The sequence below is a fragment of the Nostoc sp. KVJ20 genome, assembly GCF_001712795.1.
Lineage (GTDB): Bacteria > Cyanobacteriota > Cyanobacteriia > Cyanobacteriales > Nostocaceae > Nostoc.
This window is the reverse complement of sequence record NZ_KV757700.1, coordinates 1-16,383: the sequence shown is the minus strand read 5'-3', so window position 1 is coordinate 16,383 and position 16,383 is coordinate 1. Positions and strand designations below refer to the sequence as shown.

Genomic DNA, 16,383 nt, shown 5'->3' with positions numbered 1-16,383 from the left:
GAGCTAAAACTTTGATTGGTTTTGGGAGTGGGGGATGGGGTGTTGGGCATGGGGGATGGGGCATGGGGTAAGGGGCATGGGGCATGGGGCATGGGGCATGGGGCATTGGGAATGGGGCATACATTTTATAATGCAACAATGAGTCTTTGATCCTCGTGAATGAGCCTTTGAACTGGATTCATTCACCTTTGATCCTCGTAAATCAAGATACCTTCAAAAAGCTTGATATCTCTTTTCTAATTAACTGCTCCTTGCTCCTTTTAAAGTAAAGAAATTTTGTCGATCTTTCACCAAACAAGCTGTTTGAGATCATAAAACTTTGTATCCTGAATTAATAGGTCTTAATTAATAGTTCTTTTAAAACTTGTGCAAGAAGATTTTAGGTTAATTGTTGATTTAGTTTTAGTTCTAGGCGTTGCAGCTTGTGGCGGACTGTTGGCGGCACTTTTGCGACAACCCGTACTGCTGGGGTATCTCATTGGCGGGATGATCATTGGGCCAGCCGGACTGGGATTGATTAAAGAACTTATTCAAGTAGAGACTCTGGCGCAGTTCGGGGTTGCCTTTTTATTATTCGCTTTGGGTGTGGAATTTTCCTTTGCGGAACTCAAGAAGGTAAAAGCGATCGCTCTTGGTGGAGGTGGACTCCAGATTGCTCTGACGATTTTGGTAACAGTTTTAGTCTGTGGGGTAACAGGAGCCTGGGGAGCCTTACCCGCGAAGGGGATGTTTTTGGGGTGTATTCTGTCCTTGTCTTCTACAGCAGTTGTCCTCAAGTGCTTGATGGAGCGCAACGAAACAGAAACGCCTCACGGGCAAGTGATGCTAGGGATTTTGGTAGTCCAGGACTTGGCGCTGGGACTAATGTTAGCAGTCTTACCAGCCCTCAACCAACCAGCAGAAACCATTGGGATCACCGTGCTAACAGCCCTAGCTTCGATTGGTTTATTTGCTGCTGGCGCAGTAGCAGCAGGGATTTGGCTGATACCGCCTTTATTGCGACTGTTAGCCCGGACTGAAAGCAAAGAACTATTTTTATTAGGGGTTGTAGCTTTATGTTTGGGCATTGCTCTGTTGACAGAGCATTTGGGACTGTCTATTGAAATGGGGGCATTTGTCGCCGGTTTGATGATTTCTGAGGTGGAGTACGCCGATCAAACCCTGACTTATGTCGAACCCCTGCGAGATATCTTTGCCAGTTTATTTTTTGCTGCCATTGGGATGTTAATTGACCCAGTGTTTTTGTGGAACAACCTAGAATTAATTTTGGGGTTGGTGACACTAGTTTTCGTTGGTAAATTTTTGATTATCACGCCTTTAGTGAAACTGTTTCGCTATCCTTTGAAAACAGCCATAATCGCTGGTTTGGGATTGGCGCAAATTGGGGAATTTTCCTTTGTTCTCGCTAGTGAAGGGCAGTCTTTGGGGTTGGTGTCCCGACAAATATACTTATTAATTTTGGGAACCACCGCAGTGACTCTCATGCTTACTCCCTTTGTATTGCGGTTAGTGCCATTTTTATTTAACTTTGCCGAATCAATGCCCTGGTTGAAACCTTATTTAGAAGAAGATGAGGCGCGAGATGTGTCGGAAGATTTGCCCTTCAAAGACCATGTGGTAGTTTGCGGCTATGGGCGAGTTGGCAAAAATTTGGTGAAATTATTGCAGCAACACGATCTACCTGTTTTGGTAATCGACCAATCAGAGAGTAGAATTCAGCAGTTACGTGAGGCTGGGGTGTCTTATGTTTATGGCAATTGCGTCAGTTTACACGTTCTGGAAACTGCTGGCGTGAATCATGCCAAAGGAATGGCGATCGCACTTCCAGATCCCATGAGTACTCGTCTTTGCTTGAAACGCGCTTTGGAATTGCGCCCAGAATTAGATTTGGTTGTTCGTGCTACCCAGGATAAAAATATTGAGGTGCTGTATCAATTGGGAGCTAGGGAAGTTGTGCAACCAGAGTTTGAAGCGAGTTTAGAAATGGCAACTTATTTATTAACTGGTTTAGGCTTGTTGTCGCCAGCTGTCGTCCAACGGGAAATGCAGCAAATCCGCAACGATCATTATTTAGATTTGCGCCCAGAGCGTTCTGCAACTGAAGTCGCCCGCGATTTGCGCCAAGCAACTCTCGATTTAAATCAGCGCTGGTATCCTCTCCCAGAGAATTCGCCCTTAATTGGTATGAGCATAGAAGAAGCAGATATGCGCTACTTAACAGGAGCGAGTTTGATGGCAATTCGCCGCGCTAATGGCGATGAAATCGATTATCCCAATAATCAAACCAGATTGGAAGAAGGCGATCGCTTACTGGTAGTGGGAGCAGATGAAGAACTGGCGGCTTTGGCAGAATTTGCTCAGGGACAAGCGGCTGTTCCCGGAGAAAATAGTGCTTGTCAGTGGGTTACAGTCAATGCAGATGCGCCAACACTAGGTAAAACCCTTGCAGATTTAGATATCGCCAAGCAATTTGGAGTACAGGTACAGGCGATCCGGCGAGATGGTAAATTTATCCGCTATCCTGATGGTGGTATGGATTTGCGAGTCAGCGACCAAGTATTGTTATGTGGTAGCTTGACAGGTTTAAGTAAACTAGAACAGTTATTTGCGATCGCCAGTTCAGTACCTTATACCTGAAAACTCCTGTAATTCCGAATTACATTCGCTTTTGATAATATCAAGCTTCAAGATGTTGTCTCTAATAGGGACATCATCAATCTGTATTGTCAAGTGGATGCGACAAAATCGGCCAAATCAATCTTGAAGACTGGCAATCTCTTGGCTTTGACAACTCTAAATTTTGATTCTATTTTGTAGCAAGCCCTAATTAATGGGGTCATCTGCTTGACCTTTGTCAATTGCAGAAGTTTTCAGTCTACTGACCTTGTTTGATAATAGAATTGACCTAAAAATTTAGCTTAACTTTTCATAAATTTATTTTGTCATTACAATACTTTTTCATTTATTATTTCATCTTTTACAGACTTTGGCGATAATAATAATTACTGTACTGTATATGTTGTATGTTATCCAACATCATTTGTGAGAAATCCGGGAGAAGTGACTATGAAAATTTCTTACGCGATAATGGTTATAAACTACAAAAAATTACATTGTAGCAGCATTGTAGCTATCAATTTTCATCTTTAAAAGATTACTGAAAATATACTTGTAATGTGGGACAAAAGTTTAGGTATTATTACGAAGGTATGTGCTAATCTACTCTGTAAGCTTTTAGGACAGCCTAGTGTTAGTAATTTAGAAACTCAACTGCATGATAAACAAGTCCAAATTCAGCAGTTAGAAGAGCAAGAAAAGGCGCTTTACCGAGTTATTAGCAAAATTCGAGCTTCTCTTGATCTAGAAACAATTTTTCGTACAGCCACTAAGGAAACTTGCAAGTTACTCCGTGTTGAACGGATTGCCGTTTATCGTTTTTATGAAAACTGGAGTGGAGAATTTGTCAGTGACTTTGAGTTTGCAGAGACCGGATGGGATGATGTAGAGACATTAGGAAAAAATACAGTTTGGAATGACTCTTATCTACAAGAACATCAAGGTGGAAGGTATCGTAATAATGAAACTTTAATTGCTTCAGATATCTATGCAGCAGATTTGTCTCAATGTCATTTAGAAATTTTAGAACAGTTCCATATTCAAGCTTATGCAACTGCACCAATATTTGTGGGAAAAAAACTGTGGGGAGTGCTTGCAGCTTATCAGCATTCACAGCCACATGAATGGAAAAAATTAGAAATTCAGTTTCTCTCTCAGATTGCAACGCAATTAGGATTTGCAGTGAAACAAGCAGAATTTTTAGCTCAAGCAGAACAAAAAGCAGCAGAACTGTATAAAGCAAATCAGCAGCAGGAGATTCTGTTTAATTTAGTGGCTGAAATTCGTGAATCTCTAAATCTAGACACCTTGTTTAAGACTACTGTAAGAGAAATTCGTAAGGCTCTCCGTAGCGATCGCGTCAGTATCTTTAGATTTGACCCGGAATCGAACTATACCTCTGGAAAATTTGTCTCTGAGAATGTATTGCCTGACTACGATTCTACGATCGACATCAAGGTGAGAGATGATTGTTTTGGTGAAAAATATGCACTTGCTTATCACCAAGGGCGTATACAAGTAGTATCAAATGTTTATCAAGCTGGGCTAGAAGATTGCCACATTCAATTGTTAGAGCAATTTCAAATCAAGGCACAAATTGTTGCACCTCTAATGAAAGGAAAAACTTTATGGGGATTACTATGTGTTCATCAGTGCTATTGTTCCCGCGAGTGGAAAACGTCAGAAATTCAATTCATCCAACAGTTAGCGGCTCAGTTTAATGTAGCTTTAGAACATTCGGAATTATTAGAACAATTCCGCTCTCAAGCTAATCAACTTGCTGAAGCAAACCATGCTTTAGAACTTGCAAATTATCAGCTAGAAAAAATTAGTAAGCTAGATGCTCTAACTCAAATCGCAAACCGTCATTGTTTTGTTCAATTTTTAGAGGAGGAATGGAATCGATTAAGACTAACTGAAAGTTATTTATCTTTAGTTCTATTTGATATTGATTATTTCAAGGATTATAACGATTCTTATGGACATCTAGCCGGGGATGAATGCTTAATACAAGTTGCTCGTGCAGCACAATCTGTATTAAAGCGTCCTACCGATCTACTAGCTCGTTATGGTGGTGAAGAATTTATTGTAATTTTGCCAAATACAAACGAATCAGGTGCGATTAAAGTAACGAAATTGATTCAAAAGTCTATTGAAGAATTAAAGATTCCCCATAATAAGAAGAATAACTTTCAATATTTTGTGACCGTCAGTTTAGGTGTTGCGATTCAAAGACCAACAGATAAAGGTTCATCTCAAGACTTGATTAATGCAGCCGATAAAGCTTTGTATAAGGCTAAAGAACAAGGACGCAATCGGTGGGTTTGTGCTGCAAAACTTTAAGAGGTTGTTTGAAAAGTGATTGACTGTGATTTTAATTGCGTTGTTACCCCCCTTAATCCCCCCTTGGCAAGGCTACGGTGTATACACAAGTCAAAAAAAGCTTGATTTTCCATTCTTTTCTCGTTTATCTTGTTTACCTCGTTTTTATCTCGTTCCCATGTTCTACATGGGAATGCTCCTCGTGGAGGCTCTGCCTCCAATCTGGCATTGAGTCAGAGACTCAATGAATGCATTCCCAGTCGGAGACTGGGAACGAGGAAATGCTTATCAAGCTAGGTTTTTAGGACTTGTGTGTACACCGTAGGCTACTAACTCACTTTCGGCTTGATGTAAGCGATCGCTTGTTTCCAAACAGTGCTTTGCTGACTGTTTTCATCAGCAATACAGATACACTGTGGGTCTTGCCATAAAACCTTTCCTGTCAACACATCACCAGTCAGCAGCTTTAATTCCACTGGCGTTGTTTGTTTAATCAGGTTTTGGACTTGTCTAATACTGGGTAACGTGGTGTCAAATTCGGTAAGCATTTTTAGTAAAGATGAACCTACAAGGCAAAATAAAGAGTAACTAATCCTTGATAATTCATCCTTGAAGAAATGGCAATCGAATTTACTAAGTATCATGGTCTAGGCAACGACTTTATTCTGATTGACAATCGCTCGTCATCTGAGCCTGTAGTCACTCCAGAGCAAGCCATCAAGTTGTGCGATCGCCATTTTGGCATCGGTGCTGATGGTGTAATTTTTGCCCTACCTGGAGAAAACGGCACTGACTACACCATGCGGATTTTTAATTCCGATGGTTCAGAACCAGAAATGTGTGGCAATGGCATTCGCTGTTTAGCTGGCTTTTTGGCAGATTTAGAAGGGGAATCCCGGAATAAAGATTCATATCGGATTCATACTTTGGGTGGTGTAATGACTCCCCAACTCTTATCTGATGGTCAAGTTAAAGTAGACATGGGTTTACCCAGGTTACTCGCTAGCGAAATTCCGACTAATCTTGCACCTGCCCAAGAAAAAGTTATTTCTCAGCCGTTGGAGGTGGCGGGGAAAACTTGGGATGTCACCTGTGTAAATATGGGAAATCCTCACTGCATTACCTTTGTGGAAGATGTCGCAGCAATTGAACTAGAAAGCATCGGCCCAAAATTTGAGCATCATCCAGCTTTTCCCCAACGCATAAATACCGAATTTATTCAAGTGGTACGCCGCGACTATTTGAAAATGCGGGTGTGGGAACGGGGTGCTGGGATCACATTAGCTTGTGGGACTGGTGCTTGCGCTTCTTTAGTGGCTGGTGTGTTAACTGGAAAATGCGATCGCACCGCAACTATAGAATTACCGGGTGGCCCCTTACAAATTGAATGGTCAGAATTAGATCAACGAGTTTATATGACAGGCCCGGCTGAGAAGGTATTCACGGGTAAATTTTAACCCACGTGATTACAAATTGTTTTTGATGGTTTGTAGTAAGGACTTTAGTCCTTATTTTCTAAGCACTAAAGTCCTTACTACGAACTTGTTAAGATTCGCTTTTTGCTGGAGATTGGATCGGGGGATTAACGCTAGATTTGATCGATTCTTGATTAGAAATTGCTAGATATATACCCCCGACAATTAGAGCCAATCCTAACAAGTTAAAAATACTCAAGTTTTCTGAGAAAAGTATCCAAGCAAGAATAGCAACAATCACTGGATTGAGTAACAACAGCAAAGAGATGAATCCTGAGGAAAAAGTTTTCAGGCTGTATACAATTAGCCCATGCCCCAAGGCTTCGCAAATAGCAGCTAGGGCAAATACTACTAACCACCCCGATAAAGTAACTGGGAAAACTTGTTTTTCAAAAATTAAGACTACTGGGATCATCAATGAAGTTGCAATCACGCAGCGCCAAACGAGGATGGTAATAATTGAAAACTTATTGCGAATTTGCTCGATAAGTAAAAAGTTTGCTGCATAAAATATAGATGACATCAGGGCAACAGCATCACCTGTAAAATTATTATTAGAGCGTAATAAATCTTCAAACCCAACTGCGATCGCACCCACTATTGCTAATATCAGACCAAGAATAAATTTGCGTCCAAAAACTTGATTAAAAAATAGCCATCCTCCTAATGTAGTAAATAGCGGATTCAGACTACCTAACGCGTTAGCATTCGCAGCACCAGTCTGAGTTAGCGACCAAGTCCAAGATAATCTACCGATTACATGCACTAAACCCACTGCTATTAAGAAAGCTATCTCTTTGATTGGATAACGCTGCTGTGGTAATACAGGTTCATCGTCTTTAATGTGAGTCCGGGCTTGGTTAATTCCACTCCATAATCCAAAGATAATAGTCGCTATCCATAAGCGATTAAATAATGTAGCAACAGCGCTCATTTCGTTAACAGCAATTTTAATAAATATTGCTGTTGAAGATAAAGCTAATAATGCAATTATTACTGTGATTATCGGCAGGATGTTTGAAGCTTTATCAGGTTTTTGTTCTGTTAGGCTTAATTTATTTTCTACCATTTAATTTATATTTATTAAACAAACTGCCAAGTACAAAGGAGTAATCATTAAGTGCAAGTTTACGGAGACTTGGTATTACCATTATTTAGGTAGTAGTGCCATAGAAGTCTTGCAGCTACCGCTCGCCAGGGTCGCCAGTGCTGTGTCATTGCTTCGAGTTGTGCTGGTGTTGGGCGTGTCGCCAAGTTTTTGAGTTTGTGTAATGCGATCGCGATCGCTAAATCGCCTTTAGGAAAGACATCAGGACGTTGCAACGCCATGAGCAAATAAATATCAACTGTCCAGTCCCCTATACCTTTGAGACGCTTTAACTCTGTTCTGATAGTAGTTTCGTCCATTCTTTCCAGCTTGGTTAGATCAAGCTGACCACTTGCGATCGCATTCGCCAACCCACGACAGTATAGAATCTTTTGCCGACTGAATCCAATCTCTCTTAATTGAGCATCATCCAATATTAGAAAGTTTTCTGGCGTTAGAGTTACAACCACGCCACATAATCGGTTAAATACAGCTTTTGCTGCTGCCAAGGAAACTTGTTGTTCCAGAATTATGCACAGAAGCGTTGCAAAACCTGGTTCTCTTGACCAGATTGGTGGAGGCCCCAGTGTCTCTAAAATCCGAGCCAAATCGCTATCAAGTTTGGCAAGCACCATTAAACCACGGGTTAGACTTTCTTCAGTTAACGATTCTAGTTCAGGTGTTGGAGTCATCTTTGAGAAATTTCGATTCTTGTGTAAGCAGTTTTTGTTTGCGCTCAATTCCCCAGTGATAACCGCCAAGACTGCCATCACTCCGCAGCACACGGTGACACGGTACAATCAGCGCTGTTGGATTAGCTCCACAAGCATTTGCCACCGCGCGGACTGCTTGGGGTTTGGCAATATCACAGGCGATATCGGTATATGTGCGCGTTTCGCCATGAGGAATTTTTTGTAATGCTTGCCAAACCTGTTTCTGAAATGCTGTCCCACGGACATCAAGTGGTAAATCGAGATGTGTTTTATCTCCCGCAATCAAGTCGAGGATTGCTTGTATCCAGTCTTTGTGTGTGTGATCATCACGCATGATGTGCGCTTGGTGAAATTCTTGATTCAAAATGTCTTCAAGCTTGTCTGCTTCATCACCTAGTTTAACGGCGCAAATACCCTTCTCTGTTGTTGCCACCAGCAAATATCCTAATAGACATGGAGCGATCGCATAGACAATGCTGATTGTCTTTCCAGCTTGTTGGTAAATCTTTGGTGTCATTCCCAGTTGCTTAGGTGCTTTCTCATACAATTGACTACTTGAACCATACCCCGTATCGTAAACTGCATCAGCAATTTCTTCTCCTGACTGGAGACGGTGTTTCAATCGTTGGCTACGCAGCGCATCTGCATATTGAAAAGGGGATACGCCAATTATTTGCTTAAATATTCTTTGTAGATAACTGGGACTCATTTCCACCTGAGAGGATAATTCTGAGAGAGTTGGTATGTGATCAACTTGTGCTTCAATATATCGACATACTGATAAGATTTTGGCTGTATTTGGAAATGTTTCAGATTTTGGCTGACACCGCTTACAAGGTCGAAAACCTGCGCTTTCAGCCTCTTGTGCTGACTGGAAAAAACAAACTTGATTCCGATTCGGTCTGCGACTAGGGCAAATAGGTCGGCAATAAATGCCTGTAGAGCGAACACCATAGAAAAGCTTACCTTCAAAAGTGGGATCTCGATTGATAACTGCTTGCCAAAAAGTTTCTTCCAAGACTGGTGTTTTTTGTAATTGCATTGATGTCTCCTTCAATATATTGTTTATTAAGGAATTAATTTGCTTTCATCGCCCTACCATCAATGACAACTAGAGCCACAAAGATGAGCATAATGCTTGTGAATATTCACTTAAGATAAACTTAACTCTTCACAATAGCGAATAAAGTGATGATAATAGGTCGTTGAGTTAAAATATGCACAGTTTAAGCCTACGCAAAACACAAGAAGCTGATCTCGATTATGTTCTGCAAGCCGAGTATGATGACGATAATCGACAGTACATTATTCCTTGGTCATATCAACAACATCTTCAAGCGATCGCTGATTCTGATATTGCTCATCTGATTGTGCAAACGGAAACCAAAATTGGCTATGTTATTTTAGCTGGACTGCTTAATTTAAATCAGAGTATTGAATTTCGTCGCATTGTCATCACACAAAAGGGGCAAGGTTATGGCAAAGACACTGTTGAAATAATTAAAAAATTTGTGTTTGAGACATACAAAGCACATCGGTTATGGTTGGATGTTAAAGAGCAAAATCATCGCGCTCAGGCTGTCTACAAAGGTGCTGGTTTTGTTGTCGAAGGAAAGCTACGCGAATGTCTAAAATCAGAAAAGGGTTATGATTCCCTGATTATCATGTCAGTTTTACGACCTGAATATGAAAGACTGGCTAGTACGGCAAATGGTGGGTTTTCCTCCTGACTGAGCCTTCGCCGAACATCTTCCTGACTTTTTTGATAAAAAAGACCGAGCCTCACCATAATACAGAAACTATCCACTCCCAAAAACCTATTATTAATTTCTCCATGTTAGTAAATCTATTCATGTTCTAAATGAAAATAGATTAACTGGATCGAGAAACTACTTTCTATCTGATTGTTGCGATCAAAATCTGCTCGGTTTACTGCAACTACATCTCAAGAATATTACATTCGATGCTTTCGATGTTATCGTTGCGTAGGCGTAGCCCGTCATAGATATAGCATTTATTTTCTGAGAATAATTTATGATAATTATGCCAGCGTTGTACGATATGCGAATTACTCACCAAATTTCCGCCAAGTCTAAAACAAATCCTGGCAAAACATCTTCTCCCGATAGAGTTTTAGGACTTTGTAAAATCTCAACTTCTCGATTGGAACGATAAATCTCTACTTGCTGCTGTCCTCTATTAATTAACCAGCCCAATCTTGCGCCATTATCGATGTATTCCCTCATTTTGGCTCGCGTTTTTTCTAAGGAATCACTTGGAGACATTAACTCAACCACGAAATCGGGACACAAAGGAGCAAATCTTTCTTTTTCTGCTTCGCTTAAAGCATTCCACCGCTCCATTTTCACCCAGGAAGCATCTGGAGAACGCTCTGCACCATTAGGAAGTTTGAAACCACCAGAAGAGTCAAAGGATTTTCCTAGCTTATTTTGACGACTCCAAGCTCTTAATTGATAAGTTAAATCAGCATTACGGTCACTAGTACTACTCCCAGTAGGTGGCATAATAATTAATTCCCCTGATGCTGTCCGTTCAAACTTTAAGTCTCGATTATTTTGACAAAGCTGAAAAAATTGCTCGTCAGTCAAGTTGATATTTAATTCGAGGGTAGGAGGTAAACTGACGGTAGTATTATTCATGTTATCAGTTTGGGTGTAACTAGTATATTTATTCTAGTAGTTTGTCAAGTTAACTATAGGAATCCGCTTTGATTTCTGAACTAATTTGCGTGGTGCGCGAAACGCAGCGCAAGTGCGATAGGCAGGCAATAGGCAACAGTCAAGAAGGCTTCTTAGTTGTACTGAGTTTTTTCAGAAATCAAATATGAGTCCTATAGGATTCCTATAGGAGTCCTGTATGTTAAGTAAATAACTTTGTAGTAAGGACTAAAGTCCTTGTATTAAACATCAAGTGCTTAATACCTAGCAAGTTTTCGTTAGCTTGATGGATTACTATAGTAATCCTGAATCATTTGTGATCAAAAATATCCCCAACTTCTTTAATAAGTCGGGGAACTCCGGTTTGCAATTCTCACAAATCAAAAAACTCACTCTGCTAGAAGTCGCAGTGGCGGCTTAGTCCGCCAAGCGTCAAGGGCGATCGCTGACTCAGCATTCCTAAACTGATTCGCTCTTTGACAAATGGTTCACCCGATTGGGTGAATGCGATCGCATCATCCAGAACTACTCTGAAAGTAGAGCCGCTTTTTCTGCTGTTAGTGATGTCTACGACGGGCTACGCCTACACGCCGACAGCTAAAAATATCTCACAATGGCTATGATTGCCTTGAATATTATGCCAATTGCTTATATATCAAAGGGTCTAAGAGTGGATGAAATTGTAAAATCAGCGTATAAACCAGATTTTCAACCAGAGAATATCACTTTGTTGGAAACAATTGCTGCCAATTTACCGGGGATGATTTTCCAAATTCTGCAAGGGCAGGATGATTCTGTATTTATCCCTTATATTAGTTTTGGTTGTAAATATTTGTATGAATTAGAACCAGAAGCTATACAGGCAGACTTCCAGGTGCTATACAAACTGATTCATCCACAGGATATAAAAGCTTTTGCAGAATCTATTGCTGTTTGTCGCACCACTTTTACGCCTTGGCATTGGGAAGGTCGGATTATTACGCCTAGTGGCAAACTTAAGTGGATTCAAGGTACTTCACAACCGGAACTACAAGCCAATGGTGATTTTCTTTGGAATGGCTTGGTCATGGATATTACAGACCGGAAACAAGCCGAAGAAAAATTGCAAGAAAGTGAGGCGCGGTATAAAGCAATTTTGGATGCTATCCCCGATTTGATGTTTCGCATCAGCCGCGATGGCGAGTATTTAGATTTGAAAAGTGAAGGAGCAAATGTCACTCTTTCGAGAGAAGAAATAGTTGGAAAACATGTGCAAGAGTTATTGCCTAGTGATGTTGCAGCGATTAGCCAAGTAGCGATCGCTAAAACTTTAGATTCTGGAACTTTACAAACTTGCGAATATCAGCTACCAACGCCTTTGGGAATCAGAAATTATGAGGCGCGGTTGGTCGTGAGTGGTGAAGATGAGGTATTAGCAATTGTCCGAGATATCACAGATCAGAAACAAGGAGAAGTCGCTTTACAAAATCTTGCCCAAAAATTTGCTAAAGCTTTTAGTTGCAGCCCCGATTCAATTACCATTAGTACGCTACAAGAAGGACGCTTCATCGAAGTTAACGACAGTTTTGTAAAACTTTCAGGTTATGAGCGAGATGAGGCGATTGGTAAAACTTCTTTTGAGTTAAATCTTTGGGTAGACGATCGCGATCGCCTGAATTTGTTACAGCAGTTGCAAGGCACGGGAGTCGTTCGCAACTTAGAATTTGAATTTCGGCAAAAGTCTGGCGAGATCATTACAACGCTGCTTTCAGCCGAAGTGATTGATTTAGATGGTATCCCCTCCATCCTGGCAGTGCATCACGACATTACAGAACGCAAACAGGTAGAAGCGCAATTCCGCCTTTGTGCCCAACGCGATCGCTTGTTGGCAGAAACCCTAGTGCGAATTCGGTCTTCGCTGAACTTAGAGCAAATTCTTCAAACTACCGTGACGGAAGTCAGACAATTTCTCCAAGCAGATCGAGTTTTCATCAGTTTAAATAATGCCAATTTAGGAATCAGAACTCTTGCCGAATCAGTAGATCCCAAATATCCATCAGTCTCAGGTTGGTCTACTAATGATGAAGCTTATCTAAAAGAAGTGCGAAATTTACTAAAAGATAATTTTGTGCGTGTTTTTGAAGACATAACGCAAATGACAGTATCTCCCAAAGTCAAAGCACACTGTCAAAAATTCCAAACGAAGGCTAGCTTGGCTGTACCAATTATGCTTGGTGATGAATTATTTGGGGCGTTAATTGCCAATCAATGCTCAGGTTCGCGTCATTGGCTGCCGATAGAAATTGATTTGTTACAGCAGATGTCAGAACAAGTAGCGATCGCCATTCAGCAAAGCCAGATATGCCAAAAACTAGCAGAACTCAACACTAATTTAGAACATCAAGTAGAAGAACGGACGGCACAGTTAGAGCAGAAAATGCAAGAAGTTGAAAAATTGCATCGCGTCAAAGATGTAGTGTTGCACACCGTTGCCCACGATTTACGAACTTCGGTAATGGGTAACTTAATGGTGTTGAAGAATTTGTTAAATCAGGGGCAGGGGAGCAGGGGAGCAATTACAGCAAGTCTTTCCCCTCTGCCCCCTATCCCCTCTGCCCCTCTGCCTCTTTCCCATGCCCAATCCCCAATCCCCAATCCCCAATCCCCAATCCCAATATCTCGCTCAATTATCGAGCGGATGATTCAAGGCAACGATCGCCAACTAACGATGATTAACTCATTGCTAGAAATTAATTCCTGTGAAAAACAGGGTCTTGAGATCAAACTCGAACCTGTGCAACTTAGCACCCTACTGGGAGGAACATTCGCCGAGTTGGAACCCATACTGACACAAAATCAAGCGACTCTGAAGAACTTGGTTCCGGCAGACTTACCATTAGTAATGGCAGATGGGACTAAGTTGCAGAAAGTTTTGGCAAATTTAATCACACATGGCTTGCAAAATAATCCACCAGGATTAAATTTTACCCTGAATGCCACCGTTGAGGCGGGAATGATTCGCACTCAGATTCAAGATGACGGTGTGGGAATGAGTAAAGTAGAATGCGATCGCCTTTTCGATCTCCATGTCCGCGATCCCCAAGACTGTTGCTCTACAAGCATTGGCTTAAAAATGTATCTTTGTCGGAAATTTATTAAGGCACATGGCGGCGAAATCGGTGTTATTAGTAACCGCAAGCGCGGGTTAACTTTCTGGTTTACACTACCTTTGGCAACTTCATCCGCAACAAATCGCCCATAAATCACCAAAAAATGAGAGGGTGTTATTTATAGCAATATTAAAACTCTTGCAAAGGTGCTTTTTGCACTCTTGTGGGAAAAGGGTAAAGGTTAAAGGGAAAGGGTTAAATACAAAACCTTTACCCTTTCCCCCCTTTCCCTTTTCCCTACTTCTGCAAGAAGTCTATTGAGTAAGGGAAACACCCTCAAGGTATGGGCAAAGTTGCTTGGATGCTAATGGCTACTCCATTTACAACAGTGCAAAGCTGGTGGAGAAAAATCTTTTCTGCACCAACAACAGATGAAATCAATCCTCTTTACAAAGCTTGGCGTAACCGTTTTTTGTGGCAGAGATTACATTTATGGTTATGGCTGGCGCTGATTTGTCTGTTGTCTTTTACTTTGCGAGACATTTACGGCTTGTTTTTCCCTTTTCAAGAGTTGCAGCAGTTGCCAGAAGTAGTTAGAACTCAACGTATTGTAATTAATGTTGCAATGCTCATGAGTATACTGGTCTGCTTTGCCTTACATAAAACTAAGTTAGGTCGTTATCGTCCAGATTTATTATTTTTGGGGTCTTCTTGGTCAATTAGTTTAGCATCGCAGTTGTTTGCAACTCTTACAGGTTTTGCACTACCCGATACCATCGGTTGGTCGCTGCTATTCTTGAGCCAAGCTGTGTTGATGCCCGTCTGCTGGATTCTTCACTTACTGACTCAAGTGAGTGTGCTGCTTTACTATTTTGGTGTGAATACGGCACTTGGGCTAGAAACACCGATTCCTGAACACCCAGGAATATATAATGTAACGTTTATTTTATACATTTTTTGGTTTTGTACTATATGTGATATTGGTGTTTATCTGTACGATCGCTTGCAATGCTCTGAGTTTTACGCCCGTCAAGAACTGGAATCTGCCTATCAAAAACTCAAGGTTGCAGAAGCTAAATATCGCACCATTTTTGAAAATGCCGTTGAAGGAATCTTCCAAAGCAGTCCCGATGGACGTTACATTACGGCAAATCCCGCTCTAGCCCGTATTTATGGCTACTCTTTAGTGGAAGAGGTGACAGCAAATTTAACTGATATTGAACAATTGTATGTTGATCCGAACCGTCGGGCAGAATTTGTGCGCCTGATGGAAAAGTATGGCAGTGTTTCAGAGTTCGAGTCTCAAATTTATCGCCGAGATGGGAGTATTGTCTGGATTTCAGAAAAAGCCTACGCAGTCCGTGACGAACAGGGAAAATTGCTTTACTACGAAGGTTTAATTGAAGATATTACCCAGCGCAAGCAAACTGAAGAAGAACTACGAGTATTTTTCCATGCAGTTTCCCACGACTTACGCAACCCAGTTCTGGGTACTGTAATGGTGCTGAAAAATTTGCTTAATAGCGGGGGACTGGGGACTGGAAATCAAGGACAAGGGGGGATTATTGAAGAAGTCTCTTCCCAATCTCCAATCCCTGTTTCACGCTCCATTTTAGAGCGGATGATTCAAAGTAGCGATCGCCAACTGAACTTAATTAATTCGTTGATGGAAACTCATGTCAGCGAAACACAAGGTGTTGTTTTACAAACCCAAACAGTGCAATTACTGACAATTGTCAAAGCTGCGATCGCAGATTTAGAGCCATTATTAGCACAAAATCAAGCCAAGCTGACAAATCTAGTATCCGCAGATTTGCCATTAGTGAATGCTGATCCCACGCAACTATGGCGAGTGTTTTCTAACTTAATTGTCAATGCTCTTAAACATAATCCTCCCGGATTGCTTTTGACAATCAACGCTACCCATAAGGATGACAAAATTTATTGTACTGTTAGTGATAACGGCGTGGGAATTAGTCAACAACAAAGCGATCGGCTTTTTGACCTATACTTTCGGGGTACAAGTATCCGCAATTCTGTAAGTTTGGGATTGGGGTTGTATCTGTGTAAGCAAATTATCCATGCTCACGGTGGCGAAATTGGCGTAAACAGTGCATTAGATACAGGGGCAACTTTCTGGTTTACATTACCTATTAGCTAACTATTAGTACCGCAAGGGTTTTGGGGAATTGGGTTTGGGGTAAGGGGAAAGAAAAAACCTTTAACCTTTACCCTTTAACCTTTTCCCAAAACCTAATTCCGAGTTCAAAATGCTTTACCCAAGCAGTATTGAAAGTTATACCAATTTGAAAAAAGAATTCAACAAATAGACAATTTGTAGAGACGCGATTCATCGCGTCTTTACCCAAGGATGTGTTGCAATCATTAATTTAATTGATATTA

The 16,383-nt window shown here is 41.1% G+C and carries 12 protein-coding genes; 7 read left to right on the top strand and 5 right to left on the bottom strand.

Annotated features, from left to right (window positions below):
- Positions 1–366 precede the first annotated feature (366 nt).
- Together A4S05_RS29655 and A4S05_RS29650 are read left to right on the top strand one after the other, a co-directional pair.
- Positions 367–2,637: a cation:proton antiporter domain-containing protein gene (locus A4S05_RS29655; protein ID WP_069073357.1), complete on the top strand. Its 2,271-nt coding sequence runs from the start codon at positions 367–369 to the stop codon at positions 2,635–2,637.
- 537 nt (positions 2,638–3,174) lie between these two features.
- A complete protein-coding gene (locus tag A4S05_RS29650) occupies positions 3,175–4,959 on the top strand; it encodes a diguanylate cyclase domain-containing protein (RefSeq protein ID WP_069073356.1) in 1,785 nt (594 codons plus the stop codon).
- 308 nt (positions 4,960–5,267) lie between these two features.
- On the opposite strand, the gene A4S05_RS29645 is transcribed toward A4S05_RS29650, so the two are convergent.
- On the bottom strand, positions 5,268–5,486 hold the full coding sequence (locus tag A4S05_RS29645; protein ID WP_069073355.1) for an Hfq-related RNA-binding protein: 219 nt from the start codon (positions 5,484–5,486) through the stop codon (positions 5,268–5,270).
- Between the two features lie 69 nt (positions 5,487–5,555).
- Between A4S05_RS29645 and dapF the strand changes: the two genes are divergently transcribed.
- Positions 5,556–6,395: a diaminopimelate epimerase gene (gene dapF, locus A4S05_RS29640; protein WP_069073354.1), complete on the top strand. Its 840-nt coding sequence runs from the start codon at positions 5,556–5,558 to the stop codon at positions 6,393–6,395.
- Positions 6,396–6,483: 88 nt separating this feature from the next.
- Here the strand turns inward: dapF and A4S05_RS29635 are convergent, their stop codons facing one another.
- Genes A4S05_RS29635 through ada form a run of 3 tightly spaced genes read right to left on the bottom strand, consistent with a single transcriptional unit; the run spans position 6,484 to position 9,255 of the window.
- A complete protein-coding gene (locus A4S05_RS29635) occupies positions 6,484–7,482 on the bottom strand; it encodes a DMT family transporter (RefSeq protein ID WP_069073353.1) in 999 nt (332 codons plus the stop codon).
- Positions 7,483–7,541: 59 nt separating this feature from the next.
- On the bottom strand, positions 7,542–8,192 hold the full coding sequence (locus tag A4S05_RS29630; RefSeq protein WP_069073352.1) for a DNA-3-methyladenine glycosylase family protein: 651 nt from the start codon (positions 8,190–8,192) through the stop codon (positions 7,542–7,544).
- Complete coding sequence (gene ada, locus A4S05_RS29625) at positions 8,176–9,255, bottom strand: bifunctional DNA-binding transcriptional regulator/O6-methylguanine-DNA methyltransferase Ada (RefSeq protein WP_069073351.1); 1,080 nt, start codon at positions 9,253–9,255, stop codon at positions 8,176–8,178. Before ada ends, A4S05_RS29630 begins: the two co-directional genes overlap by 17 nt.
- A gap of 175 nt (positions 9,256–9,430) precedes the next feature.
- Between ada and A4S05_RS29620 the strand changes: the two genes are divergently transcribed.
- Positions 9,431–9,943 (top strand): GNAT family N-acetyltransferase, encoded by a 513-nt coding sequence (locus tag A4S05_RS29620; RefSeq protein ID WP_069073350.1) that lies wholly within the window; start codon positions 9,431–9,433, stop codon positions 9,941–9,943.
- A 342-nt stretch (positions 9,944–10,285) separates the two neighbouring features.
- Here A4S05_RS29620 and A4S05_RS29615 read toward each other — a convergent pair whose 3' ends face one another.
- Positions 10,286–10,873 (bottom strand): Uma2 family endonuclease, encoded by a 588-nt coding sequence (locus tag A4S05_RS29615; protein ID WP_069073349.1) that lies wholly within the window; start codon positions 10,871–10,873, stop codon positions 10,286–10,288.
- A 494-nt stretch (positions 10,874–11,367) separates the two neighbouring features.
- Here A4S05_RS29615 and A4S05_RS42170 point away from each other — a divergent pair, with 494 nt between their 5' ends.
- The 3 genes from A4S05_RS42170 to A4S05_RS29605 all read left to right on the top strand — a co-directional run bounded on the left by A4S05_RS42170 (position 11,368) and on the right by A4S05_RS29605 (position 16,141).
- Positions 11,368–11,514: a hypothetical protein gene (locus tag A4S05_RS42170; RefSeq protein WP_176727148.1), complete on the top strand. Its 147-nt coding sequence runs from the start codon at positions 11,368–11,370 to the stop codon at positions 11,512–11,514.
- Positions 11,505–14,132, top strand: a complete 2,628-nt coding sequence (locus tag A4S05_RS29610) for a sensor histidine kinase (protein WP_176727147.1) — start codon at positions 11,505–11,507, stop codon at positions 14,130–14,132. The genes A4S05_RS42170 and A4S05_RS29610 overlap by 10 nt, the downstream gene beginning before the upstream one ends.
- A gap of 215 nt (positions 14,133–14,347) precedes the next feature.
- Positions 14,348–16,141 (top strand): PAS domain-containing sensor histidine kinase, encoded by a 1,794-nt coding sequence (locus A4S05_RS29605; protein WP_084227323.1) that lies wholly within the window; start codon positions 14,348–14,350, stop codon positions 16,139–16,141.
- Positions 16,142–16,383: the final 242 nt, after the last annotated feature.